Below are 24,622 nucleotides of genomic sequence, written 5' to 3' on the forward strand. Positions count from 1 at the left end.
CCGGGTTTCGTCACAGAAGGCCCCACTCGTGCCCTGATCCGGAACCTCTCACGCCTACTTCGCCGTCCTCGTCCGCGAACGGCCGTCCGGGAGCGGCAGGAACGGAGCCGATCATCCCCTAGGGTCGTAACCGCGGGGACGACGGTGTGCACGGCAAGGTGTGAGGCGACGTATGGCGCAGGCGTACATGACGGAGGCGGGCAGCGGCGGCACGGGGCCGGACCGCAGAGGGTCCCGGTTCCGGCACGTGTACCGCGTCCTGCGCGACGACCGCGGCATCTGGCGTCGCGGGATCGTGCTGGCCGCCCTCGCGATCGTCCTGGCGCTCGTGATGGTGATGCACGCACGGATCCCCAACGCCATAGGGAACCTCGGCAGTCTCACCGAGACGTTCCTGCCCTGGCTCGGCGTGGTCCTCATCCCGCTGCTGCTGATCCTCGGGCTGGTGCGCAAGTCGGCGACCGCGCTGGTCGCCCTGGTGCTGCCCGTCGTCGTGTGGCTGAACCTCTTCGGCGGCCTGTTCGGCGACAAGACCGGCACCGGCGGCGATCTGACCGTCGCCACGCACAACGTCAACGCGGACAACCCCGATCCGCACGGCACGGCCCGTGACGTGGCGGCCTCCGGCGCGGACGTGCTGGCCCTGGAGGAGCTGAAGGCTTCCGAGGTGCCGGTCTACGAGCAGGCGCTGGCGTCGACGTACAAGTACCACTCGGTACAGGGCACGGTCGGCCTGTGGAGCAAGTACCCGCTGACCGGGATCGCGCCCGTGGACATCAAGCTGGGCTGGACACGGGCGATGCGGGCCACGGTGACCACGCCGGAGGGCCGGGTCGCCGTCTACGTCGCCCACATGCCCTCGGTGCGGGTGAAACTGGCGGCCGGATTCACCGCACGGGAGCGGGACACCAGTGCGGACGCGCTCGGTGAGGCCATCTCCGACGAGAAGCTCGACAGGGTGATCCTGCTGGGCGACCTCAACGGCACCATGAACGACCGTTCGCTCAACGCCGTCACCTCGCAGATGCGGTCCACCCAGGGTGCGGCGGGCAGCGGGTTCGGCTTCAGCTGGCCGGCGTCGTTCCCGATGGCGCGGATCGACCAGATCATGGTCAGGGGCGTGGAACCGACGAGCTCGTGGACCCTGCCGCGGACGAGCAGCGATCACCTGCCCATCGCGGCGCGTGTGAAGGTCACCACGCCGTAACCCGCCGGAATACTGGGCCTGGCATGCTTTGTTCCGTACTTGAACTTATAAAGTGACGGAACCCTGCTCCTGAAAGGCAAAGGCCCTTCATGCCCCTGGCCCTGCTCGCCCTCGCCGTGGGCGCCTTCGGCATCGGTACGACCGAGTTCGTGATGATGGGCCTGCTGCCCGACGTCGCGGACGACCTGCGGATATCCATCCCCGCCGCCGGGCACCTGGTGTCCGCGTACGCGCTGGGCGTGGTGATCGGCGCGCCGCTGCTCGCCGCGGTCACGGCCCGTATGTCCCGCCGCACCGTCCTCATCGGTCTGATGGTGCTGTTCGTCCTGGGCAACGCGCTGTCAGCGCTCGCCCCCGACTACCACTGGCTGCTGGCCGCGCGCTTCCTGAGCGGTCTCCCGCACGGCGCGTTCTTCGGCGTCGGGGCGGTGGTCGCCACGAACCTGGTGGCGCCGGAACGCAAGGCCCGCTCGGTCTCGCTGATGTTCCTCGGGCTGACGGTCGCCAACATCGCGGGTGTGCCGGTGGCCACCCTGATGGGCCAGGACCTCGGGTGGCGGGCCACCTTCCTCGGGGTGAGCGTGATCGGCGCGGCGGCGATCGCGTCGCTGTTCCTGCTGATCCCCGGGGACCACACCCACGCCCCGTCCGTCGGCCTGCGGGGCGAGTTGGTGGCCCTGCGCTCCCTGCCGGTCTGGCTGGCCCTGGGTACGACGGTGGCGGGCTTCGGCGCGCTGTTCTCGGCCTACAGCTATGTGACACCGATGCTGACGGACGCCGCGGGCTACGCCGACGCCAGCGTCACCCTGCTGCTGGCCCTGTTCGGCGTCGGCGCGACGATCGGCAACCTGGTGGGCGGCCGGCTCTCGGACCACTCGCTGCGGGGCACCCTGTTCGGCGGCCTGACCTCGATGGTCGTCGTCCTGTCGCTGTTCCCGCTGCTCATGGGTGCCCAGTGGAGCGCCGCCCTGGCGGTGACGCTGCTCGGCACGGCGGCCTTCATCACGGGCTCACCGCTGCAGTTGATGGTGATGGAGAAGGCGTCCGCGGGCCCCTCCCTCGCGTCCTCGGCGAACCAGGCGGCCTTCAACCTGGCGAACGCGGGCGGTGCCTGGATCGGGGGCCTCGCCCTCGCGGCGGGCTTCGGCGTCACGTCCCCGGCCCTCGCGGGCGCGGCCCTGGCGGTCCTGGGACTGGCCGTGGCGGGGGTCGCCCACGCGGTGGACCGACGACGGAGCCCGCTGAGCGGCCGGGGGCGTGTGATCGCGACGCATGTCCCGGAGCCCGCGGAGACCGTGCACGGCTGACTCGGCGGCCCGCCCGAAGCCCCCCCACCACCGGGGTTTCGCTCCTCGGCGGGCGAAGCCCCGGCAGGTCCGGCCGAAGCCGTCGGCCCCGCCGGAACCGAAGACGGTACCGGGCCGCACCGGGTGCTGTCGGTGGGGGCGGACGGCGCGCGGCAATGCGCCACCGGTCCGCGCAGGCTCATGGCGCTCAACCGCGCCGTCGATCCCCGTGTCGTCCTCACCACCCACGCCGTGGGGCCGGTCCCGGTCACCGGCGGGAACCGGCTGGTGGAGCCGATGTCGGCATGGGAGGCGCAGCACGGCCCGGACCGGCGCCTCAAGGTGCGGGACGGGGCCTTCGGCACCACTGCGACAACGGGCACCGCGAGCGAGGAGACCGAGGACGCGGGGGCCGTGACCGGTGCTTGCTGCTGCTGTTCGGCGCGATGCTCCCGCCGTGCCGGCCCGGCGGGGCCGTACCCGTCCTCACCGGGGCGGCGCGGCAACCCGGCTCGACCGGCGGTGCCGTCGGATCGACGGCGCCGCCGGGGTGTCACGCGTGCTCGCGCCACCGGTTCGTGATCGGCAGGCGGCGGTCCTTGCCGAAGCCCTTCGCCGAGATCTTCGTGCCCGGCGGGTACTGGCGGCGCTTGTACTCCGCGGTGTCGACCATGCGCAGGGTCTTCACCACCAGGTCGCGCTCGAAGCCCGCCGCCACGATCACGTCCGCGCCCTTGTCCCGGTCCACGTACAGGTCGAGGATCGCGTCCAGCACCGGGTAGTCGGGCAGCGAGTCGGTGTCGACCTGGCCCGGGCGCAGCTCCGCGCTCGGCGGCTTCGTGATCGAGTTCTCCGGGACGGGCGGCGTCTGCCCCCGCTCCCGCGCCGCGCGGTTGCGCCATCGCGCCAGCTGGAAGATCGACGTCTTGTACACGTCCTTGATCGGGCCGTACGCGCCCACCGAGTCGCCGTACAGCGTCGAGTAGCCCACCGCCAGCTCCGACTTGTTGCCGGGTGCCAGCACGATGTGGCCCTCCTGGTTGGAGATCGCCATCAGCAGCGTCCCGCGCAGCCGGGACTGGAGGTTCTCCTCCGCCAATCCGGTCAGGCCCAGCGCGTCCATGTAGGCGGCGAACATCGGCTCGATGGCGACGGTACGGAAGTGCAGGCCCGTCCGCCGTGCCAGCTCCGCCGCGTCGCTCCTCGAGTGCTCGGAGGAGTACTTCGACGGCATCGACACGCCGTACACGTTCTCCGCGCCGATCGCGTCGCAGGCGATCGCCGCGACCAGCGCCGAGTCGATACCGCCGGACAGACCGATGAGGACGGACCGGAAGCCGTTCTTCGTCACGTACGCCCGCAGACCCACGACCAGGGCCGAGTAGACCTCCTCCGCGTCGTCGAGGCGCTCCGCGTATCCGCCGGTCAGCTCCGGCTCGTACGCCGGCAGCGGCTCCTCGGACAGCACGAGCCGGTCGATGCGCAGACCGTCGTCCACCACGCCCGCCGGCGCGTCCGGTTCCGCCCGCGGCAGGTCGAGGTCCATGACCACGCATCCCTCGGCGAACTGCGGCGCCCGTGCGAGCACCTCGCCGTCCGGGGCGACGACGATGGAGTCCCCGTCGAAGACCAGCTCGTCCTGACCGCCGATCATGGCCAGGTAGGCGGTGGTGCAGCCGGCCTCCTGCGCCCGCTTGCGCACCAGTTCCAGGCGGGTGTCGTCCTTGTCGCGCTCGTACGGCGAGGCGTTGATCGACAGCAGCAGGCCCGCCCCCGCGGACCGCGCGGCCGGTACGCGGCCGCCGTCCTGCCACAGGTCCTCGCAGATGGCGAGCGCGATGTCGACACCGTGCAGCCGCACGACCGGCATGGTGTCGCCGGGCACGAAGTAGCGGAACTCGTCGAAGACGCCGTAGTTCGGCAGGTGGTGCTTGGCGAAGGTGAGCGCCACCTCGCCCCGGTGCAGTACCGCCGCCGCGTTCTGCGGGGCCCCGGCCGGCTGCCCGTACTTCGGCTGGGCCGTTTCCGAGCGGTCGAGGTAGCCGACGAGCACCGGCAGCTCACCGAAGCCCTCGGCGGCGAGGCGCGCGGCGAGGTCCCTCAGCGCGGCGCGGGAGGCCTCGACGAAGGAGGACCGCAGGGCGAGGTCTTCGACGGGATACCCGGTCAGCGCCATCTCCGGGAACGCCACCAGATGCGCTCCCTGTTCGGCGGAGTGCCGGGTCCAACGGAGGATCGCCTCGGCGTTTGCGGCGAGATCACCGACGGTCGAGTCGATCTGATTCAGGGCGAGGCGTAGTTGAGGCACGGGCCCAGTCTAGACTCCAGTAATCGTCAGAGCGACACAATGGGGGTGTGGGGCGCCCCACGTGGCAGGCGCCCCGGGTCGCGGACGCGGAACCGGCCGCGGCCCGGCCCGCCGGGCGCCGGCACGACCGCCCGGACGCCCGGACGCACGCGCGCCCGCCCTCCGGCACCGGAGGACGGGCGCGACGCGGGACCGCGTGAGGCCGCCGGTCAGTGGCGGCGCCACGAGTTGACGTAGCCGGAAGCGGGCGAGCCCACACCGGTCACGTCGTCGTACCCCTTCACGGCGCTCAGCGAGCTGTCCTTGCCGAGGCTGCGGACCGAGGTGGCGAGACCGTCCGCGGCGTCGAAGCCGTTGACGAAGTCGACACGCGCCACGGCGAGACCGGAGCCCGTCGGGTTGTCCGTGACGTCGTGGTACACCTTCGGCCCGCTCTTGGCGTAGATCGCCGGGTTGGCGAAGCCGATCGCCTTGCCGCCGCGGGCCTCCTGGGACAGGGCCTGCACGGCCGCGATCACCGGCGCGGCGAGCGAGGTGCCGCCGATCCGGTACTCGCTGTACTGCTGCGACCCGTCCGGGAAGGTCTGCGTCTGGCCGACCTTGAAGCCGGTGTTGGGGTCGGCGATCGCCGCGATGTCGGGGACGACGCGGTTACCGGTGGCATTGTTCGCCTCGGCCAGCGCGTCCGGCACGACGCCCTTCTGGTAGAAGGGCTCCGCGACCGTCCTGCTGGTGCCGCCGCCCGCGCCCGAGGTGTAGGCGCCGGGGAAGTCCACCCAGCTCTTGCCGTCGGTCGAGAGGTTGGCCTTGTCGGTGCCCCAGCCGGTCTCCCACAGGTACTTGTCGCCCTTGCCGACGGCCAGCGAGGTACCGCCGACAGCGGTCACCCAGGCCGAGTTGGCCGGGGTGTCGACCTGCTTCGTACCGGTGTGGGCGACCTCGTCGCCGTTGTCGCCGGAGGAGAAGTAGAAGCCGATGCCCTCGACCGCGCCGAACTGGAAGACCTGGTCGTAGGCGGCCGCGACGTCCGGCGTCTCGTTCGCCTCGATGTCGCCCCAGGAGTTGGAGACGATGTCGGCCAGGTGACCGTCGACGATCTTGCCGAGCGAGTCGAGGAGGTCGTCGTCGTAGCAGGACGCGGCGCCCACGTACGTGATGTCGGCGGCGGGCGCGACCGCGTGCACCGCCTCGACGTCGAGGGTCTCCTCGCCGTACCAGCCGGCGGCCCCGCACTCCTCGGTCTTCGTGTACGTGCCCGGCAGCACCTGGTGCAGCCGGCCGCTGGTGTAGGCGGCGTCACCGTGCTTCTTCGCGTAGGTGGCCGCGTCGTAGGCGATGGTCGGCGAGGCGTACGCGTCGGTGATGGCCACCCTGACGCCCTTGCCCGTGTACTTCCCGGCGCCGTACGCGGCCCGCAGCTGCTTGCCGGTGTAGCCCTGGACGGCGTAAGGGATCTTCGTGCCGTACGCGGAGGGAAGGGTCTTCGCGGTGTTCGAGCCGTAGTACGAGGAGAACGGCCCGGCGTTCTTGAACACGGCGTCCGGCGGGGGCAGCGCGTCCTTGTGGCTCGCCTTGTGCGGAGCGCTGTCCAGACCGGTGACGGTCAGGACGGCACCCTTCAGGTTCTCCGGAACGGAGGCCGACTGCGTCGGTGCCCGGTAGGTCTTCGAGCCCTTCGCGTAGTTGTGCAGCTGGGTGCCGAACGCCTTCTCGGCGGCGGCCACATCGCCGGTGACGGCGACGTAGTGGGCGGTGACGGAGGTGACCTGGAGCCCCGCCGCCTTCAGCCAGGACGTCACCGCGGCCACCTGGGCCTTGGTCGCGCCGAAGCGCTGCTGCGTCTGCTTGGCGCTCAGGTACTTGCCGTACAGCGGCGATGCCGGGTTCGACACGGCCTGCGCGTACGCGGCGAGGCCCTTGGCGTCGCGGCCTGCGAGGTACACGCGGGCGGAGACCTGGGCGCCGTTGGAGGTCGCGCCCTTGTCCGCCTTGGCCGTCGCCCACACGGGCCGGGTGCCCGCGAGCGCGTCACGGCCGGGGTTGTCCGCGGCGTGGGCCGCGGGTATGCCGAGCGCCAGTGCGCCGGTGAGGAGCGGCAGTGTCGCTGCCAGGCTCACGCCGGCGCGCGCCTTGGCGCGGTTGGATCTCATAAAACCCCCTGCGATGCGGTTCTTCGCATGTAGTGGTCGTTGATCCGCGTAGAACCACGCGTGGAACGCGCGGTGAATGGATCACACGATGAAGGCCACTCTTGCGATGAACGGTTCATGCCAGGGGAATGAAAAGGCCAAGAAGACCTCAAGTGGCAGCAAATCGTGGGTGTTTGGGGCGATTTCGGTGAACCGCCCGGTGTTGCGGCCTTCTTGAGGGGGCCCGAAGGGGTCGGGGCCGCCGGTACCGGCAGGTCCGCAGAGGTCCACCGGGGTCCGGACCGCCGTTCGGCGGGCCCTAGTCGCGCGGCTTCACGCCGCGCTCCTCGAGCATCGTGTCCATCAGCTCGATCTCCGACCGCTGCGCGTCGACCATGCCCTGCGCGAGCCTCTTCTCCACGCCCACCGTGCACTTGGCGACACAGCCCTCGGCCATGTGGATGCCGCCCCTGTGATGGTCGGTCATCATCCGGAGGTAGAGGATCTCGGCCTGCTTGCCCTGCAGTGTGCCGAGCTTCTTCATCTCGGTGTTCGTCGCCATGCCCGGCATCAGCGCGCCGTCCTCGCCGGGGGGCATGTCACCCATGCCCATCCAGGTCATCGGCGGATCGGCGGACACCTTCGGCAGCCCCCACAGGTCGAGCCAACCCAGGAGCATGCCGCGCTGGTTGGCCTGCGTCTGCGCGATGTCGTAGGCGAGCCGGCGCACTTCGTCGTCCTTCGTGCGGTCGCGCACGATGTACGACATCTCGACGGCCTGCTGGTGGTGCACCGCCATGTCCCGGGCGAAGCCCGCGTCCGCGGAGTCGGCGGTGGGCGCTTTCGCCGCGGGCCCGGCGTCCTCGGCGACCGCGTACGTGATCGCCCCGGCCGCGACGAGCGCCGCCGCGGCGGCCCCGGCGATCCAGCCGACGTGCCTCACTGCCCCAGCCCACCGGTGCACGCGGCCCCCGGCTCGGGCGTCTGGGAGCCCTGGACGAACTGGGCGAGGAACGCGTCGACGGCCGGGTCGCTCGCGCTCTTCACCGTGCGCTGGTGGGCCCAGGCCGAGAGCATGATCGGGTCCTTCTGGTCCTCGACGGGGCTCATCAGCGTGTACGGAGTCTTCCCGACCTTGGCCGCCAGCGCGTCGACGTCGGCCTTGGGCGCCTTGCTGTTGTACGTCACCCAGACCGCTCCGTGCTCGAGCGAGTGCACGGCGTTCATGTTGTTGACGGGCTTGGTGTAGACGTCGCCGTTGCAGTTCTGCCAGACCGGGTTGTGGTCGCCGCCGACCGGGGGCTCCATCGGGTAGGACACGGTCTTGCCGGTGTGGGTGCGGCCCAGCGTCCCCTTCCAGGTCCTGACACCGTCCGCACCGGTGACGAACCCGCCCGAACCCTTGTCGTCGCTCGCCGCGGAGGCCTTGTCCCCGGACTGCGACTGGAGCAGGACGACGCCGCCGACGGCAAGACCGGCGACGACGACCACGCTCGCGGCGACGGTGACGATCCGCTTGCGGCGCTCGCGTGCGCGCTCGGCACGGCGCATCTCCTCTATGCGCGCCCTGCGGTCGGCGGAGGAGCCGGTCTTGTTCGCGGAGCCCATGCGGAGTCCTTTGAGGGAGGGAGGGTCGGGACGGCTGATCGTAGTGGGGCGGCGGAGTCCTCACCTACGGCGGGCACGGGAATGGCCGAACAAGAGACTTTTCCGCCGATAATTTGAAGCGTGGATGCGCATTATTTACGCTGGCGGCATGCGGCTGTTGCGCTCCACCGACCTGGCACTGCGTGTCCTCATGAGGCTCGCCGTCACCGGCGGCACCAACCCCACGACCCGCGAGGTCGCGGCGGCCATGGACGTGCCCTACACGCACGCCGCGAAGGTCGTCGCCGAACTGCAGCACATGGGGCTGCTCGAAGCCCGGCGCGGCCGGGGCGGCGGGCTCGCCCTGACCGACGCCGGGCGTACGGCGTCGGTGGGTGCGGTCGTCCGTGCCTTCGAGGGCGACGGGGACGTGGTCGAGTGCGAGGGTGCCACGCCCTGCCCGCTCCACACCGGGTGCCGGCTGCGGGGCGCGCTGCGACGGGCCCAGGAGGCGTTCTTCGCCTCGCTGGACCCGCTGACGGTCGAGGACGTGGTGGCGGCGCCGACCGGACCGCTGCTGCTGGGGATCTCCCCCCGGCCTTCCTGAACGGCGCGCGGCCGGTCCGGCCGCGCGGGCGCCGGGCCCGAGGAGGGCTTCGTCAGCCCTGGGCGAGCCAGAGGTCCGGCCCGAACACCTCGTAGTGGATGTCCGCCGGCGCCACGCCCTTGTCGAGGAGCTGGGTGCGCACCGCCCGCATGAAGGGCAGCGGACCGCACAGGTAGGCACGTGTGCCCGGCGCGACCGCCACCGTGGCGAGGTCGACACGGCCGGTGCGGGCGGATTCGTGAGCGCCCTCCTCGTACCAGAAGTGCACGTCGGCGTCCGGCAGCTTGGCCGCGAAGCTCTCGTGGTCGGTGCGCAGGGCATGCGCGGCGGGTGTGCGGTCCGCGTGCACGACGGTGACCGGTGAGCCGTGGCCGGTGCGGGCGAGCTCCTCCAGCATGGCGATCATCGGTGTCACGCCGATGCCGGCGGAGGCCAGCAGCAGCGGGGCCTCGGTGGCGTCCAGGGCGAGGTCGCCGTACGGCGCGGACAGCTCGAGGACGTCACCCTCGTGCACGCGCGCGTGCAGATGGGCCGACACCTCCCCGTCCGGGGCGGCGCCGCCCCGGACGCGCTTGACGCTGAACTGCCGCAGCGGTGACCCGGGCGCGGCGGAGAGGCTGTACTGGCGGATCTGCCGGGCGCCGTCGGGGAGCTCGACCCGGACCGAGACGTACTGGCCCGGGCGGAAGTCCGGGACGGGGTCGCCGTCGGCCGGACGGAGCTGGAAGGTGGCGACGTCCTCGGTCTCCTCGACGCGCCCGGCCACCCGCCACGTCCGCCAGCCGGTCTGCCCGCTCGCCCCGTACAGCCGCTTCTCGATCGCGATCAGCGCGTTCGCCATCAGCCAGTAGACCTCGTCCCAGGCGGCCGCGACCTCGGGGGTGACGGCGTCCCCGAGGACCTCCGTGACGGCGGCGAAGAGGTGCTGGTGGACGATCGCGTACTGCTCCGGTGCCACACCCAGGGACGCGTGCTTGTGGGCGATGCGGCTCAGCATCACGTCGGGCCGCTCGTCCGGGTGCTCCACCAGATGGGCGGCGAAGGCGGCGATCGAGGCGGCCAGTGCCTGGCGCTGGGTGCCGGCCGCCTGATTGCCGCGGTTGAAGAGGTCGCGCAGCAGTTCCGGATGGGCGGTGAACAGCCCGTCGTAGAAGCGCTCGGTGATCTCCCCGAGAGAGGCGCCGACGGCGGGGAGGGTGGCGCGCACGGTGGCGGCGGACTGTTCGGACAGCATCGGGACTCCTTCGTGGAGGGAGGGCTCGGCCCTTCGAGCACTCGACACGGTAATAAAACTTGCATCTGAGATGCAAATTAAAGGTGGGGTGCGGTGGGAAGGGGTCGGCCATTACACATGGGCCGACGAACAGGCAAGATGGGCGGCAGAGCAGGACATCGCCGGGATGCGGGGTGTTCGGTCCGGAGTCGGCCGGCCGATCAAGGTCCGCAACGCGGACGAAACGGTGTTGTGGTGTGATGCTCAGGTGCCCGACCGCCTCTCGCGTGCTACCGGCAGGCGGCCTGACCAGCAAGGATGGGGAAGCGGAAGATGGACAAGCAGCAGGAGTTCGTGCTCCGTACGTTGGAGGAGCGCGACATCCGTTTCGTACGCCTGTGGTTCACGGACGTGCTGGGTTTCCTCAAGTCCGTGGCCGTGGCGCCCGCCGAACTGGAGCAGGCCTTCGACGAGGGCATCGGCTTTGACGGCTCCGCGATCGAGGGGTTCGCGCGGGTCTACGAGTCCGACATGATCGCCAAGCCGGACCCGTCGACGTTCCAGGTCCTGCCGTGGCGGGCCGAGGCCCCGGGCACGGCCCGTATGTTCTGCGACATCCTCATGCCGGACGGCTCGCCGTCCTTCGCGGATCCGCGGTACGTGCTCAAGCGGGCCCTCGCCCGCACCTCCGACCTGGGGTTCACCTTCTACACCCACCCGGAGATCGAGTTCTTCCTGCTGAAGGACCGGCCCCTCGACGGCACGCGCCCGACCCCGGCCGACAACTCCGGCTACTTCGACCACACGCCCCAGAACATCGGCATGGACTTCCGCCGCCAGGCGATCACGATGCTGGAGTCGATGGGCATCTCCGTGGAGTTCTCCCACCACGAGGGCGCGCCGGGTCAGCAGGAGATCGACCTGCGGTACGCGGACGCGCTGTCCACGGCCGACAACATCATGACGTTCCGCCTGGTCATGAAGCAGGTGGCGCTGGAGCAGGGCGTGCAGGCGACGTTCATGCCGAAGCCGTTCTCCGAGCACCCGGGTTCCGGCATGCACACGCACCTGTCCCTCTTCGAGGGCGACCGCAACGCGTTCTACGAGTCCGGAGCCGAGTACCAGCTCTCCAAGGTCGGTCGCTCCTTCATCGCCGGTCTGCTGCGGCACGCCGCGGAGATCTCGGCGGTCACCAACCAGTGGGTCAACTCCTACAAGCGCATCTGGGGCGGCTCCGAACGCACCGCGGGCGCGGGCGGCGAGGCGCCGTCGTACATCTGCTGGGGCCACAACAACCGTTCGGCCCTGGTCCGGGTCCCGATGTACAAGCCGGGCAAGACCGGTTCGGCCCGGGTCGAGGTCCGCTCGATCGACGCGGGCGCCAACCCGTACCTGGCCTACGCGGTCCTGCTGGCCGCCGGTCTGAAGGGCATCGAGGAGGGCTACGAGCTCCCGCCGGGCGCCGAGGACGACGTCTGGGCCCTGACGGACGCCGAGCGCCGCGCGATGGGCATCGAGCCCCTGCCGCAGAACCTCGGCGAGGCGCTGACGCTGATGCAGCGCAGCGACCTGGTCGCCGAGACGCTGGGAGAGCACGTCTTCGACTTCTTCCTGCGCAACAAGCAGGCGGAGTGGCACGAGTACCGGTCCGAGGTGACCGCGTTCGAGCTGCGGAAGAATCTGCCGGTGCTGTAGGCGGGTGTCCCGCCCGCATGATGCGTGGGGCCGACGGTCGTGGACCGTCGGCCCCGTGGCGTCTCACCGGCCCCGGTCCGTCTCCGGGCCGTCCGACGTTGGATCGGCGCCCTCGTAGAGGCTCGCCGGAGCCCGCATCCGCCTCCGAGGTCGACCATCGCGTGGTAGCGCTACCCGTGAGGCGAAGACGCGCTCTGCGCGGTAGCGGTGGATGCGCGCCCGGTACCCCGGATTGAAAGTTAGGGGTAATCGCTGCTGGTCAACGGGGCAACCTGCGGCGTCCGGCGCGGCGTGCCGGTCTCCTGCTCACCGCGGTCGCGCTGACGGCGGCGCTCATGGTCCGGCCGGCCTTCGCACGCGAAGGCCGGCCGGGGTGAGGGACGTGACGGATCAGTTGAGGGTCAGTGCGGCGGTGTCGTTCGCCGCGTCCGGGTCGAACGGCGGACGGTAGCTGTCGTCCGGGCCCCACGCCATCGAGACCGAGCCCTGCGCGCCCGGGATGACCTCATCCACCTGCAAGGTGACGGAGAAGTGCGCGACCGTGCCGGCCGGGGTGACGATGTCGGCCCCCGAGCAGTAGTACGGGCGGCAGTTGGCGGACGTGCTCACCACGTGGGTGCCGGGCGGTGGCACGAACCTGGCCTCCATGGTGTCGCCGCTGCGGTAGAAGATCGTCGCCGGGCCGTTGTTCACCATGCTGAAGTTCATCGTCACGGTGTCGCCCTGCGCTGCCGTCGCGCTGTCCCCGGTGACCGCGAAGTCGGCCGTGTTGTCGGCCCGGAGACTGGTCACCCGGTAGTTGCCGCGGGAACCGGTCATGGGCAGCGACACGGTGCCGGACGGCGCGTCCGTCGCGGTCCCCGGCGTGATGACCTTCAGCGTCAGCTGGCCGCCGGTGCCCTGCGTCCACTGCCGGCCGGCCGCCAGTGACTGGAGACCGGCGTCGCCGGTCGGCGCGATCTGCGCGTCCAGGTACGTGTAGTACGCGCTCGACTCGACCCGCACCCTGGGTGCCGGGCTCACTGCTGCCTTTTCCCCGGGCAGCACCTGGCCGGGGACGGTGCACAGCGCCGCCTGCGCCTCCCGCGTGCTGAAGCCCGTGCTGTACATGCAGTTCGCATAGTGCTTGATGAAGCTCAGCCCCGGCGATGCCATCAGCAACACCTGCGTGGAGTCCGCCGGCCGGTCACCGATGTTGGTGAAGCGCACCGGAACGGTGAGGGCCGAACCCACGGCGACACCGCTGAGGTTCTTCGGCTGAGCCTGGTTGTAGGCCGGGCCGCCGATCTCCACCGATCCCCGGCCGCCGACGATCGTCGCACCGTCGGCGGTGCCGCTCACCGTGTATCCGGCGGTCGACCCGATGGCGGCGCCCGGCAGGGCCCGGATCGTCATCTGGGTTGAGGCACCGACTGTGGAGCTCGACCCGTCCGGGTCCCAGAGCCATTCGTTGCACGTGGCCACATGCTGCTTCACGGTGCAGTTGTCCGAGAAGGTCACGCGGGCGATCGTCGCGAGCTGTGTCACGTCGATCGTCAGCGTGGCCTGGTTGTCCAGCGGTCCCGTCGTGCGGAAGTCGAAGTACGGCTGGGCGGTCTTCGCCACCCCCGTCATGTCGGCCGGGGCGAGGGCCACCGGAGCCGGCTGTTCCAGCGTCACCACCGGGTCGTCATCGGCCTGGGCCGGCGCCCCCATGGCCAGCGTGAGCCCCACCGATGCGCTGAGCACCGCGGCCATCGCCACGGCACGGCGCGCGAAACGCAGTTCCACTAGTTTCCATCCCCCACTCGAGCGGCATCCCCATCGGATGCGTGATCAGATCCTAGGATCAGCAGCCCTGATCGGTCATCGGTAATCGACCCGTTGATCGTCGGTGATCGGTCATCGATCGTCGGTCATCGGCGGGCGTCCGTGCCGGCCGCGCCTCTGCGCGGCCTGGTGCGCGCTGCCGCGGATCCGAGCATCAACCCGACGTGATTCCACGTGAGTCGGTCTTGACGCGGGACGGGCTCCTGGGCTGCCCTGGGTCGCAATCGTGGGCACGGTGGGGCAGTACTGGGTCGACGGCCGGGCCCAAGGCCGGTCACACACCGACGGGTTGCCGTGCTTCCACGGTGGTGGCCCGGCGTTCAGTGGAGGTACGCCGGGGACACCGCCGCCGAGTTGATCCGCCGCGGGACGCCCGTGCCGTCCGCGGGGACCTGGTACAGATCGGCCCCGTAGTCGCCGGGCAGCGCGTACACGACCGTGTGCGCGTCCCGCCACACCGCCTGGTCGTCGACGCTCCGCTCCTCCGCGAGCGGGGTCTCGCGCATCGTGCGCAGATCGAGGACGTACAGGCGCCAGGGGGCGTCCGCGGGCAGGCCCGCCACGCGCTTCTTGTAGGCGACGCGGGTGCCGTCGGGGGACAGCGACGGGCACTCCACGTTCGGGTGCAGCGTCGTCACCGTGTTCGTCGTCAGATCTCCGCGGATCAGATAGGTCTTCCCCTTCGTGGCCAGGGTCGCATAGAAGGTGCGGTCGTCCGCCGAGAACGTCACGCCCCAGAAGTTGACGTCGGGGGACCGGTAGGCCCGGCCGTCCTTCACGATGCGGAACTGCTCCAGCGACGGGATCAGCCGGCCCGTCGCGGTGTCCACGATCGCGGTGCGCGTGGAGAAGTTCGTGCCCGCGTACGAGTCGCCGCCCACGAACGCCGTCCAGGCGGCGAAGCGGCCGCTGGGGGAGACCCGGGCGCGGGAGGGGATGCCCGGCACGTCGTAGTGGGCCGTGGTGTGCAGCCGGGCGTCCAGGATCAGCGCGCGGTAGGTGTCCGAGACCGGGCCGTGCACGGCCTGGAGACACACGCCCGTGCCCGAGTCGCTGTGGAACCGCAGGCACTTGACGCCCGAGGCGGTCCGCGGGCCGTCCGGGGCCGTCGCCGGGACCGAGGTCAGTTCGTCGCGGTGCGGGCCCCAGGCCATGTTGCGGAACACCAGCCGGCCCGGATCCGTCAGTGTGACCCGGCCCGCGGCGACCCGGGGTCCGCCCGCCCGGGTGTGGTCGCGGCGCTCGGCCCGCGCCGACGCGTGCAGGACGGCCCCCAGCGCGACCGCCGTCAGGACGACGACGGCCGACGCCAGGACCAGGATGCGGGACCGCAGGGTCATGAGACGTGCTCCCGGGTCGGGCGGAGGGTGAAGGAGAAGACGGCGCAGACCGCGAGGGCCGCGGTCGACGCCGCCAGCGCCGTGCGGTCGCCCCATACCGTCCATGCGGCGCCGAAGAGCAGCGAGCAGGCGAACCGGGCCAGGGCCTGCCCGGTCTGTACGACGGCCAGCCCGGACGAGCGCAGCGCCTCGGGCACGCCGTCGGAGGCCGCCGCCATCAGGACGCCGTCGGTGGCCGCGTAGAAGGTGCCGTGCAGGGCGAGGACCGCGTAGGGCAGGGCGGTGCCGTGCCAGGAGGTGAGCAGCAGGCCGTACGCCAGGAGCAGGGCGCCGTGGCCGGCCAGAAAGATCCGCCAGCGGCCCACCCGGTCGGCCAGCCTGCCCAGCGGCACGGCGAGGAGCAGGAAGGCGGCGGCCGTCCCGAGCGGCAGCAGCGCGAACCATCGGTCGGGGACCCCGAGACGCCGTTGCAGCAGCAGGTAGACGAACGAGTCGCTGACCGTGGCCAGGCCCAGCAGCAGTGCGCAGATCGTGATCCGGCGCAGATCACGGCGGCGCAGCAGGGCCAGGGCGGCACGCAGCGTCGGCCGGGGGCCGTCGGGGGCCGCCGGGGCGGACGCGCCGCCCGGCACGAACAGCACCAGCACCAGGACGCCCGCCACGGCCACACAGAAGCTCACCGTGAACACCGCGTCGTACCCGTCGACCGTGGCCCGCAGGATCAGGAACGCCACGAGCGGGCCGAACAGCGCGCCCGCGGTGTCCATCGCGCGGTGCACGCCGAAGGCCCGGCCACGGGTCTCCGGAGTGCTGGAGAGCGAGATCAGGGCGTCGCGCGGGGCGGTGCGCAGCCCTTTGCCGGTGCGGTCGGCGGCCAGGATCAGGCCGATCGGCGTCAGGGTGTGGGCGATCAGCAGCAGCGGCTTGCACAGCGCCGAGATGCCGTAGCCGAGCCCGGCCACCCATTTGTGCCGGCCGCCGCCGCGGTCGGCGAGGTGCCCCCCGGCGAGCCGGACGAGTGCGGAGAAACCGTTGTAGATGCCGTCGAGCAGTCCGAAGCCCAGCGGCGACAGTCCGAGCCCCGCCACCAGGTACAGCGGAAGCACCGCCGTGACCATCTCCGAGGAGATGTCGGTGACCAGACTGACCGTGCCGAGGGCGAGGACGGTGGGCGCGACCGCGTGGCGGCGCCGCCCGGCGAGATCCTGCCGGACGGCGCCTTCCGCGGACGGCGTGCTCGCGCGGCTGTCCGCTACGTACACGTCAGGACGCCCAGATGCCGGTGATGTCCTTGGCGGAGGCCGCATTGCCCGCATGGGTCGAGAGGCCCTGCGAGTCCTCCAGGGTGCGCAGCAGGTCGTAGTGGTTGTAGGTGGTGGCGCTGCTGGACCCCGCCGTCACCGGCTGCCCGTACAGGACCGTCGCGATGCGGTTGCCGCTGAGCCGGTTGTCCTCGTCGAAGGTGACGACGAGCAGGCTGTTGTGGGTCTTGGCCCAGGTGGCGTAGGCGCCGAGGTTGTTCTTCAGCCAGGTGTCACCGGAGGACACCGAGCAGTCGTGCATGTCGCTGCACAGGTTGGGGACCACGAAGGAGACGTGCGGCAGCGTCGAGTAGTCGGTCGGGAACTGCGCGAAGGTCTTCGCGGTCGACGTCGGCACGTTGCTGAAGCCGAACCAGGGGTTGTGCTTGCGGGCGTACTTGCCGCTGTTGCACGTGGTCGAGCCCTGGCTGGGCAGCGTCTCGTTGTAGCTCGCCCAGGTGCGGCCGGCCGCGATCAGCTCGGAGGCCAGGTTGCGGGCGGAGGAGAAGCCGGGCGTGTAGCAGCTGTCGTCCGTGATGCCCTGGGTGGAACCCGAGAACAACGCGAAGTAGTTGGGCTGGCTGGGGTGGGTCTGGGCGTAGGACTGGGTCAGGTTGGCGCCGCCGGACTTCAGCGAGTTGATGTACGGGGCGCTGGAGGAGCCGATCACCTGGCTGTAGGCGTGGTTCTCGAAGACCACGACGACGACGTGGTCCGGGGTCGGGACGGCGCCCGCGGCGTGCGCGGGGGTCTCGCCGCCGAGCCCGGTCCACAGCCCGATCGCCGCGGCGGCAAAGGCCGCCGCGGACGCCACTACGGCACGGGTGCGGCGGTACACGGAACTGCCGGACACTTCAACCTCCGGTCGGGGGGAAGGAGACGGGTGGCGGTGCGCACAGAGCATGCACACGCCAAGGTTCCGTCGCCTCACACCGCCCGGCCCGCCGGATGAAGAACCGGTGAACTACTCCCACAGCAAGGTCCGTTGGGCTGCGGAGGCCCTTGCGACCCCGGCGGCGGAGTCGGGCGGCCCTCGGGGGCGGAACGGTCGCGGGCCGGGCCCGGTCGGGGCGCCGGCCGGGCCCGGCCCGCGACCGTGGTGCCACGACGGCCCGGGGGTTCCCCGCGGCACGGGCTCCCGGTGTGTCCGCGGTCCTCCGCCCGGCATGCCCGTGCCCGGGCGAGCGGACGCGCGCGGGGCCCACCCCGTATGACGGCGGAAGTCGTGACCCCCCGCACCGGGCCTTGTGCCGACCACTGCGGTTACGCTCAACCTCGTACGACCTTGATCCGGTGGCTCGGACGAGGGCGGGTCGGACGGGAGGCCGAGGGATGACCGTGCCCCAAGGGCGCAGGAGCAGCACCTTCACGCGTCTGCTGCGGCACGGCTTCACCGACCCGTCGGCCGCCGAGCGGCTCCTGGAGAGCCCCGAGCTGGAGCCGATAAGGTCCGATCCGGTCCTGCTGGAGGCGCTGGGCGCGACCGCCGACCCCGATCTGGCTCTGCAGGGTCTTGTGCGCCTCCTCGAGGCACAGCCGGCTCCCACCGCCCGTCGTGAACTGCTCGACACGCTGATCGCGGCCAAGCCGCTGCGGGACCGGCTGCTCGGTGTCCTCGGCGCCTCCGCCGCGCTCGCCGACCATCTCGCCCGCCATCCCGGCGACTGGCACGCCCTGGTCAACTACGAGCCGCAGGACCTCCACCCGGGTGTGGCCGAGTTCGAACGGCATCTCGTCGAGGCCACCGACCCCGTCTCCCTGCGTGTCGCCTACCGCCGCTGCCTGCTGTCGATCGCCGCACGCGATGTGTGCGGCACCATCGACGTCGCCCAGACCGCCGCCGAGCTGGCCGACCTCGCCACCGCCACCCTGCGCGGCGCCCTCGCCATCGCCTGCGCCGCGGCCCCCGAGGACGCCGGGAGCTGCCGGCTCGCGGTGATCGCGATGGGCAAGTGCGGCGGCCACGAGCTGAACTACGTCTCGGACGTGGACGTCATCTTCGTCGGCGAGGCCGCGTCCGGCGCCGACGAGGGCAAGGCGCTGCCGGCCGCGACCAGGCTCGCCTCGCACATGATGCGGATCTGCTCCGAGACGACCGTCGAGGGCAGCATCTGGCCCGTCGACGCCAATCTGCGCCCCGAGGGCAGGAACGGCCCGCTGGTGCGCACGCTCAGCAGCCATCTCGCCTACTACCAGCGCTGGGCCAAGACCTGGGAGTTCCAGGCGCTGCTCAAGGCGCGGCCGGTGGCCGGCGACATGGAGCTGGGCGAGAGGTACGTCGCCACCCTCGCCCCCCTGGTCTGGCAGGCCGCCGAGCGCGAGAACTTCGTCGCCGACGTGCAGAAGATGCGCCGGCGGGTCGTAGCCAACATCCCGGTCGGCGAGGTCGAGCGCGAACTCAAGCTCGGACCCGGAGGGCTCAGGGACGTCGAATTCGCCGTCCAGCTCCTGCAGTTGGTGCACGGGCGGTCCGACACCTCGCTGCGCAGCGGTACCACGCTCGATGCGCTGAAGGCGCTCGCGGCGGGCGGCTACGTCGGCCGCGTGGACGCCGTGCAGCTCGACGACGCCTATCGCTTCCTGCGCTCCATGGAGCACCGCATCCAGCTCTACCAGCTGCGCCGCAGCCACCTCGTCCCCGAGGACGAGGCCGACCAGCGCCGTCTCGGCCGCTCCCTCGGCCTGCGCACGGACCCCGTCCGCGAGCTGAACCGCGAGTGGAAGCGGCACACCGGTGTCGTACGCCGGCTGCACGAGAAGCTCTTCTACCGGCCGCTGCTGGACGCCGTCGCCCAACTCGCCCCGGGGGAGGCCCGGTTGAGCGCGGACGCGGCCCGGGAGAGGCTCGTCGCGCTCGGCTACGCCGACCCCGCCGCCGCGCTGCGCCATCTGGAGGCGCTGGCGTCCGGCGTCAGCCGCAAGGCCGCCATCCAGCGCACGCTGCTGCCCGTGCTGCTCGGCTGGTTCGCGGACTCCGCGGACCCGGACGCGGGCCTGCTGGGCTTCCGCAAGGTGTCGGACGCACTCGGCAAGACCCCGTGGTACCTGCGGCTGCTGCGGGACGAGGGCGCGGCCGCCGAGAACCTGGCCCGGGTGCTGTCCGCGGGCCGGCTCGCCCCCGACCTGCTGATGCGTGCTCCGGAGGCGGTGGCCCTCCTCGGCGACGGGGACGGCGGCGGACTCGAGCCCCGCTCCCGGGCCCACCTCGAACAGGAGATCCTTGCCGCGGTGGGCCGTGCCGAGATCGCCGAGCAGGGGGTCACGGCGGCGCGCGGGGTACGGCGGCGCGAGCTGTTCCGCACGGCCGCCACGGACATCGTCGGCTCCTACGGCCGAGAGGACACACCCACCCGGCCTGATCAGGGCGCACTGATCGACCTGGTCGGCGGGGCGGTCTCGGACCTGACGGCGGCGACGCTCGCGGGCACGCTCCGCGCGGTGGTGCGCGCCGGCTGGGGCGACACCCTGCCCACCCGGTTCGCGGTCATCGGCATGGGCCGCTTCGGCGGCCACGAACTGGGCTACGGCTCCGACGCGGACGTGCTGTTCGTACACGAGCCGCGCGAGGGCGTGGACGAACGCGAGGCGGGCGAGGCGGCGAACCGGGTGGTCGCGGAGATGCGCCGGCTGCTCCAGCTGCCGAGCAGCGACCCGCCGCTGCTGATCGACGCCGACCTGCGTCCCGAGGGCAAGTCGGGACCGCTGGTGCGCACTCTGAAGTCGTACGAGGCGTACTACCGGCGCTGGTCGCTGGTCTGGGAGTCGCAGGCGCTGCTGCGGGCCGAGCCCGTCGCCGGTGACGAGGACCTGGGCCGGCGCTTCATCGAACTGATCGACCCGCTGCGCTATCCACGCGACGGACTCGACGACGAGGCGGTGCGCGAGATCCGGCGCCTGAAGGCCCGTATGGAGTCGGAGCGACTGCCCAGAGGAGCCGACAAGACGCTCCACACCAAGCTGGGCCGCGGCGGTCTGTCGGACGTGGAGTGGACGGTGCAGCTGCTCCAGATGCGGCACGGCCGTACCGAAGCGGGTCTGCGCACCACGCGCACCCGCGCCGCGCTCGCCGCCGCACGCGCGGCCGGACTGCTGCCGGACGAGGAGGCGGAGATCCTCGACGAGGCCTGGGTGCTCGCCTCGCGGGTGCGCAACGCGGTGATGCTGGTCCGGGGGCGGGCGGGCGACACCTTCCCCTCCGAGAGCCGGGAACTGGCCTCGGTGGGGCGCTACCTGGGCTACGGGCCGGGGCACGTGGGCGACATGCTCGACGACTACCGGCGCACGACCCGCAGGGCCAGGACCGTCATGGAGGAGCTGTTCTACGGTACGTAGGCACTGCCACCGACGCTGACGGGAGTCAGGTTCCGGTGCGAGGTCCGCGGCAGTGTGTACGGCACGGCGCCGTACCACAGCGACGCCAGCGCGAAGCCGAAGGCCAGGCAGAGCGCCCCGCCGACGGCGTCCAGCCAGAAGTGGTTCGCCGTGGAGACGATCACCACCAGGGTGGACGCGGGATACAGCAGACCGAGGACGCGCACCCACGGCACCGTCGCCAGCGCAAAGATCGTCAGCCCGCACCACAGCGACCAGCCGATGTGCATGGACGGCATGGCCGCGTACTGGTTCGACATGTGCTTGAGATCGCCCGACGCCATCGAGCCCCAGGTGTGGTGCACCAGCACGGTGTCGACGAAGTCCCCGCCGGTCATCAGCCGAGGCGGCGCGAGCGGGAAGAAGTAGTAGCCGAGCAGCGCCACCGCCGTGGTGGCGAACAGGGCGAGACGGGTCGCCGCGTACCGGCCCGGGTGGCTGCGGTACAGCCACACGAGGACACCGAGCGTCACCACGAAGTGCAATGTGGCGTAGTAGTAGTTCATGCCCACGATCAGCCATGTCATCGAGTTCACGGCGTGGTTGACCGAGTCCTCGACGGCGATGTCCAGATGCTGCTCCAGGCGCCACAGCCAGTCGGCGTTGGTCAGCGCCTCGGCCTTCTGCTCCGGCACGGCGTTGCGGATCAGCGAGTACGTCCAGTAACTCACCGCGATGAGCAGGATTTCGAACCAGAAACGGGGACGCCGGGGAGTGCGGATCCGTCGCAGCAGAGCTTGCCCCGCACGGTTCCCGCTCTCCTCCGCGACGGCGTCGGCGGCCTGCCTCCGGCCGTCCACCGCTGTCACGGTCTCGTCACTCATAGGCACAGAGTCTGCCAGAAGAGCGGCCCTCCACCGATCATCCCCGGGAAGGGTTCGGGCCCCGTTTTCTCCATCCGGTGGACCCCTGAGGGGCCGGACGACTACTTGCCTAGGTACGACTCCGGTCCCCGGGCGCCGAGGCGGTCGACCCCCGCACCACCAGCTCCGGCATGAACACGAATTCGCTGTGGGGCGCGGGCGTCCCGCCGATCTCCTCCAGCAACGTCCGCACGGCCGCCTGCCCCATCGCCGGGACCGGCTTGCGGATCGTCGTCAGCGGCGGGTCCGTGAAGGCGATGAGCGGTGAGTCGTCGAAGCCCACCACCGAGACGTCCGTGGGGACTTCCAGTCCGTGCTGCCGGGCCGCGCGTATCGCCCCGAGCGCCATCATGTCGCTCGCGCACACCACTGCGGTGCACTCCCGGTCGATCAGCGCGGACGCCGCGGCCTGGCCGCCTTCCAGCGTGTACAGAGAGTGCTGGACCAGTTGTGACTCGATCTCGTCGGCGGACAGGCCGAGCTGCTCCTGCACCGTGCGCACGAACCCCTCGATCTTCCGCTGCACCGGAACGAAACGTTTGGGCCCGAGGGCCAGACCGATCCGGGTGTGTCCCAGCGACACCAGGTGGGTGACCGCCAGGGACATCGCGGCGCGGTCGTCGGGCGAGATGAACGGCGCCTCCACCTTGGGCGAGAAGCCGTCCACCAGTACGAAGGGCACACCCTGGGCGCGCAGGCGTTCATAGCGCTGCATATCGGCGGTGGTGTCGGCGTGCAGCCCGGAGACGTAGATGATGCCGGCGACCCCGCGGTCCACGAGCATCTCGGTCAGCTCGTCCTCGGTCGAGCCGCCGGGTGTCTGGGTCGCGAGCACGGGGGTGTAGCCCTGCCGGGTCAGTGCCTGGCCGATGACCTGGGCCAGGGCCGGGAATATCGGGTTCTCCAGCTCCGGGGTGATCAGTCCCACCAGGCCCTCGCTGCGCTGGCGCAGGCGGACCGGGCGCTCGTAGCCGAGCACGTCGAGCGCGGCGAGGACGGACTGGCGCGTGGTCGCCGCGACGCCCGGCTTGCCGTTCAGCACGCGGCTCACAGTCGCCTCGCTGACCCCCGCCTGGGCTGCGATGTCTGCAAGCCGTGTGGTCACGGGATGGGACTGTACCGGCCGTATGTCCGCTTGCCCACCAATGGGACGCCGGGCCCGGGCGGTTGAACGGCCCGCTGCGGGTTGCTGCGTCATCGCGCTCCCTCATCTTCTGATCGGCGTCCGGTCCGCAACGGGATGATCCCCGCGTCGGCAAGGTGTGGCAAGAGCTTGCAGAGTCTTGCACAAGTGTCCGTGATCCCGCCGATCAGGCGTGGATACAAGACATCAGGGCCTCACGAGGAGGTCACGGCCGGGTAACCATTGTCGGGTCTTTCACTTTTTTGCTGCAAGACCTTTCGCCAGGCTTTCATCGCTGTTACGTTCACGTCGCCCGGCGGCGGCAACGGCGCAGTCGGCAGTCGGCAGGGGCGGCGGACGGGACCGCCACCTGTAGCAACGGGCTTTCACCCTCAAGGAGAACTCATGCGGCGTGGCATAGCGGCCACCGCGCTGGTGGCGTCCCTCGCCCTCGCGGCGACGGCCTGCGGCGGAAGCGACGACGGCAGCGGCAAGTCCGACGGCCCGGTCACCATCACCTGGTGGGACACCTCCAACGCCACCAATGAGGCGCCGACGTACAAGTCGCTGGTCGCGAACTTCGAGAAGGCCAACCCGAAGATCAAGGTCAAGTACGTCAACGTCCCCTTCGACCAGGCGCAGAACAAGTTCGACACGGCGGCCGGCTCCAAGGGTGCACCCGACGTGCTGCGCTCCGAGGTCGGCTGGACCCCCGCCTTCGCGAAGAAGGGCTACTTCCTGCCGCTGGACGGCACCCAGGCCCTCGCCGACAAGGACAAGTTCCAGTCCAGCCTGATCCAGCAGGCCCAGTTCGAGGGCAAGACGTACGGTGTGCCGATCGTCACCGACACGCTGGCGCTGGTATACAACAAGGCCCTCTTCGCGAAGGCCGGCATCACCGAGGCGCCCAAGACCTGGGACGAGCTGAAGGCCGACGCCGCGAAGATCAAGGACAAGGCCGAGGTCGACGGCTACTGGGGCTCCACCCAGGCCTACTACGCCCAGACGTTCCTCTACGGCGAGGGCACCGACACCGTCGACGCCTCCGCCAAGAAGATCACCGTCACCTCGGACGCCGCGAAGAAGGCCTACGGCACCTGGCTGAGCCTGTTCTCCGGCAAGGGACTGCACAAGGCCGACACCACCGCCGACGCCTACGCCCACATCCAGGACGCGTTCGTCAACGGCAAGGTCGCCGCGATCATCCAGGGCCCCTGGGAGATCACGAACTTCTACAAGGGCTCGGCCTTCACGGACAAGTCCAACCTCGGCATCGCCACCGTCCCGGCCGGCTCGGCCGGCAAGGCGGGCGCCCCGACCGGCGGGCACAACCTGTCCGTCTACGCCGGTTCGGACAAGGCCCACCAGGAGGCGGCGCTGAAGTTCGTCAACTTCATGACCTCGGCGAAGTCGCAGGAGACCATCGCCCTGAAGAACTCCACGCTGCCGACGCGCGACGACGCCTTCAGCGCACAGGTCAAGGCCGACCCCGGCATCGCCGGCTACCAGGGCGTGCTCGCCGCCGCCCAGCCGCGCCCGGCGCTGCCCGAGTACAGCTCGCTGTGGGGCCCGCTCGACACCGAGCTGCCCAAGATCGCGGGCGGCAAGGAGCCCCTGGACAAGGGCCTGAGCAACGCGGAGCTCGCCATCGCCAAGCTGGTTCCGGACTTCAGCAAGTAAGCGCGTGCGGCCGTGGCCGCCGGATCCTCCCGAGGGAAGGGGGGAAGGATCCGGCGGCCATCGGCCCGTGCCCAGGCCCACCCCTTGATCCGCAGACCGTTGA

General features: G+C 71.0%; 17 protein-coding genes. 6 read left to right on the forward strand and 11 right to left on the reverse strand.

Features of this window, described 5'->3' with window-relative positions; genetic code table 11:
* Nucleotides 1–172: 172 nt before the first annotated feature.
* Together ACSHXN_RS28835 and ACSHXN_RS28840 are read left to right on the forward strand one after the other, a co-directional pair.
* The gene (locus ACSHXN_RS28835) at nt 173–1,207 is read left to right on the forward strand and encodes an endonuclease/exonuclease/phosphatase family protein (protein WP_355132204.1); all 1,035 of its coding nucleotides are present in this window, start codon (nt 173–175) and stop codon (nt 1,205–1,207) included.
* 89 nt (nt 1,208–1,296) lie between these two features.
* The gene (locus tag ACSHXN_RS28840; RefSeq protein ID WP_355132205.1) at nt 1,297–2,514 is read left to right on the forward strand and encodes an MFS transporter; all 1,218 of its coding nucleotides are present in this window, start codon (nt 1,297–1,299) and stop codon (nt 2,512–2,514) included.
* 532 nt (nt 2,515–3,046) lie between these two features.
* Here the strand turns inward: ACSHXN_RS28840 and ACSHXN_RS28845 are convergent.
* The 4 genes from ACSHXN_RS28845 to ACSHXN_RS28860 all read right to left on the reverse strand — a co-directional run bounded on the left by ACSHXN_RS28845 (nt 3,047) and on the right by ACSHXN_RS28860 (nt 8,538).
* On the reverse strand, nt 3,047–4,801 hold the full coding sequence (locus ACSHXN_RS28845) for an NAD+ synthase (RefSeq protein ID WP_356110765.1): 1,755 nt from the start codon (nt 4,799–4,801) through the stop codon (nt 3,047–3,049).
* Between the two features lie 209 nt (nt 4,802–5,010).
* On the reverse strand, nt 5,011–6,951 hold the full coding sequence (locus ACSHXN_RS28850) for a S53 family peptidase (RefSeq protein WP_383356665.1): 1,941 nt from the start codon (nt 6,949–6,951) through the stop codon (nt 5,011–5,013).
* A 298-nt stretch (nt 6,952–7,249) separates the two neighbouring features.
* The gene (locus ACSHXN_RS28855; RefSeq protein WP_355795450.1) at nt 7,250–7,873 is read right to left on the reverse strand and encodes a DUF305 domain-containing protein; all 624 of its coding nucleotides are present in this window, start codon (nt 7,871–7,873) and stop codon (nt 7,250–7,252) included.
* Nucleotides 7,870–8,538: a DUF3105 domain-containing protein gene (locus ACSHXN_RS28860; protein WP_355132210.1), complete on the reverse strand. Its 669-nt coding sequence runs from the start codon at nt 8,536–8,538 to the stop codon at nt 7,870–7,872. The genes ACSHXN_RS28855 and ACSHXN_RS28860 overlap by 4 nt, the downstream gene beginning before the upstream one ends.
* Before the next feature lie 148 nt (nt 8,539–8,686).
* Here ACSHXN_RS28860 and ACSHXN_RS28865 point away from each other — a divergent pair, with 148 nt between their 5' ends.
* Nucleotides 8,687–9,124 (forward strand): RrF2 family transcriptional regulator, encoded by a 438-nt coding sequence (locus tag ACSHXN_RS28865; protein ID WP_355132211.1) that lies wholly within the window; start codon nt 8,687–8,689, stop codon nt 9,122–9,124.
* Between the two features lie 52 nt (nt 9,125–9,176).
* Here ACSHXN_RS28865 and ACSHXN_RS28870 read toward each other — a convergent pair whose 3' ends face one another.
* Nucleotides 9,177–10,358, reverse strand: a complete 1,182-nt coding sequence (locus ACSHXN_RS28870) for a globin domain-containing protein (protein WP_438304189.1) — start codon at nt 10,356–10,358, stop codon at nt 9,177–9,179.
* 312 nt (nt 10,359–10,670) lie between these two features.
* Between ACSHXN_RS28870 and ACSHXN_RS28875 the strand changes: the two genes are divergently transcribed.
* Nucleotides 10,671–12,032, forward strand: a complete 1,362-nt coding sequence (locus ACSHXN_RS28875) for a glutamine synthetase family protein (RefSeq protein ID WP_345547474.1) — start codon at nt 10,671–10,673, stop codon at nt 12,030–12,032.
* A 390-nt stretch (nt 12,033–12,422) separates the two neighbouring features.
* On the opposite strand, the gene ACSHXN_RS28880 is transcribed toward ACSHXN_RS28875, so the two are convergent.
* The 4 genes from ACSHXN_RS28880 to ACSHXN_RS28895 all read right to left on the reverse strand — a co-directional run bounded on the left by ACSHXN_RS28880 (nt 12,423) and on the right by ACSHXN_RS28895 (nt 17,335).
* Nucleotides 12,423–13,802 carry a hypothetical protein gene (locus ACSHXN_RS28880; RefSeq protein ID WP_355132213.1) on the reverse strand — a complete coding sequence of 460 codons (1,380 nt, stop codon included), beginning with the start codon at nt 13,800–13,802 and terminating at the stop codon, nt 12,423–12,425.
* A gap of 359 nt (nt 13,803–14,161) precedes the next feature.
* Nucleotides 14,162–15,181 carry a TolB family protein gene (locus ACSHXN_RS28885; RefSeq protein ID WP_438304191.1) on the reverse strand — a complete coding sequence of 340 codons (1,020 nt, stop codon included), beginning with the start codon at nt 15,179–15,181 and terminating at the stop codon, nt 14,162–14,164.
* Nucleotides 15,178–16,443, reverse strand: coding sequence for an MFS transporter (locus ACSHXN_RS28890; protein WP_356110756.1), 1,266 nt, complete (start codon nt 16,441–16,443; stop codon nt 15,178–15,180). The genes ACSHXN_RS28885 and ACSHXN_RS28890 overlap by 4 nt, the downstream gene beginning before the upstream one ends.
* 1 nt (nt 16,444) lies before the next feature.
* Nucleotides 16,445–17,335 carry an alkaline phosphatase family protein gene (locus ACSHXN_RS28895; protein ID WP_355132216.1) on the reverse strand — a complete coding sequence of 297 codons (891 nt, stop codon included), beginning with the start codon at nt 17,333–17,335 and terminating at the stop codon, nt 16,445–16,447.
* Between the two features lie 479 nt (nt 17,336–17,814).
* Between ACSHXN_RS28895 and ACSHXN_RS28900 the strand changes: the two genes are divergently transcribed.
* Nucleotides 17,815–20,814 carry a bifunctional [glutamine synthetase] adenylyltransferase/[glutamine synthetase]-adenylyl-L-tyrosine phosphorylase gene (locus ACSHXN_RS28900; RefSeq protein ID WP_438304195.1) on the forward strand — a complete coding sequence of 1,000 codons (3,000 nt, stop codon included), beginning with the start codon at nt 17,815–17,817 and terminating at the stop codon, nt 20,812–20,814.
* Here ACSHXN_RS28900 and ACSHXN_RS28905 read toward each other — a convergent pair.
* Both ACSHXN_RS28905 and ACSHXN_RS28910 read right to left on the reverse strand, forming a co-directional pair.
* Nucleotides 20,802–21,677 (reverse strand): phosphatase PAP2 family protein, encoded by an 876-nt coding sequence (locus ACSHXN_RS28905; RefSeq protein ID WP_438304198.1) that lies wholly within the window; start codon nt 21,675–21,677, stop codon nt 20,802–20,804. The two genes, ACSHXN_RS28900 and ACSHXN_RS28905, sit on opposite strands and share 13 nt — an antisense overlap.
* 109 nt (nt 21,678–21,786) lie before the next feature.
* Nucleotides 21,787–22,821, reverse strand: a complete 1,035-nt coding sequence (locus ACSHXN_RS28910; RefSeq protein ID WP_355132219.1) for a LacI family DNA-binding transcriptional regulator — start codon at nt 22,819–22,821, stop codon at nt 21,787–21,789.
* 423 nt (nt 22,822–23,244) lie between these two features.
* Between ACSHXN_RS28910 and ACSHXN_RS28915 the strand changes: the two genes are divergently transcribed.
* The gene (locus tag ACSHXN_RS28915; protein ID WP_355132220.1) at nt 23,245–24,519 is read left to right on the forward strand and encodes an extracellular solute-binding protein; all 1,275 of its coding nucleotides are present in this window, start codon (nt 23,245–23,247) and stop codon (nt 24,517–24,519) included.
* Nucleotides 24,520–24,622 lie beyond the last annotated feature (103 nt).

Source organism: Streptomyces sp. HUAS TT11 (assembly GCF_051553595.1).
Taxonomy (GTDB): domain Bacteria; phylum Actinomycetota; class Actinomycetes; order Streptomycetales; family Streptomycetaceae; genus Streptomyces.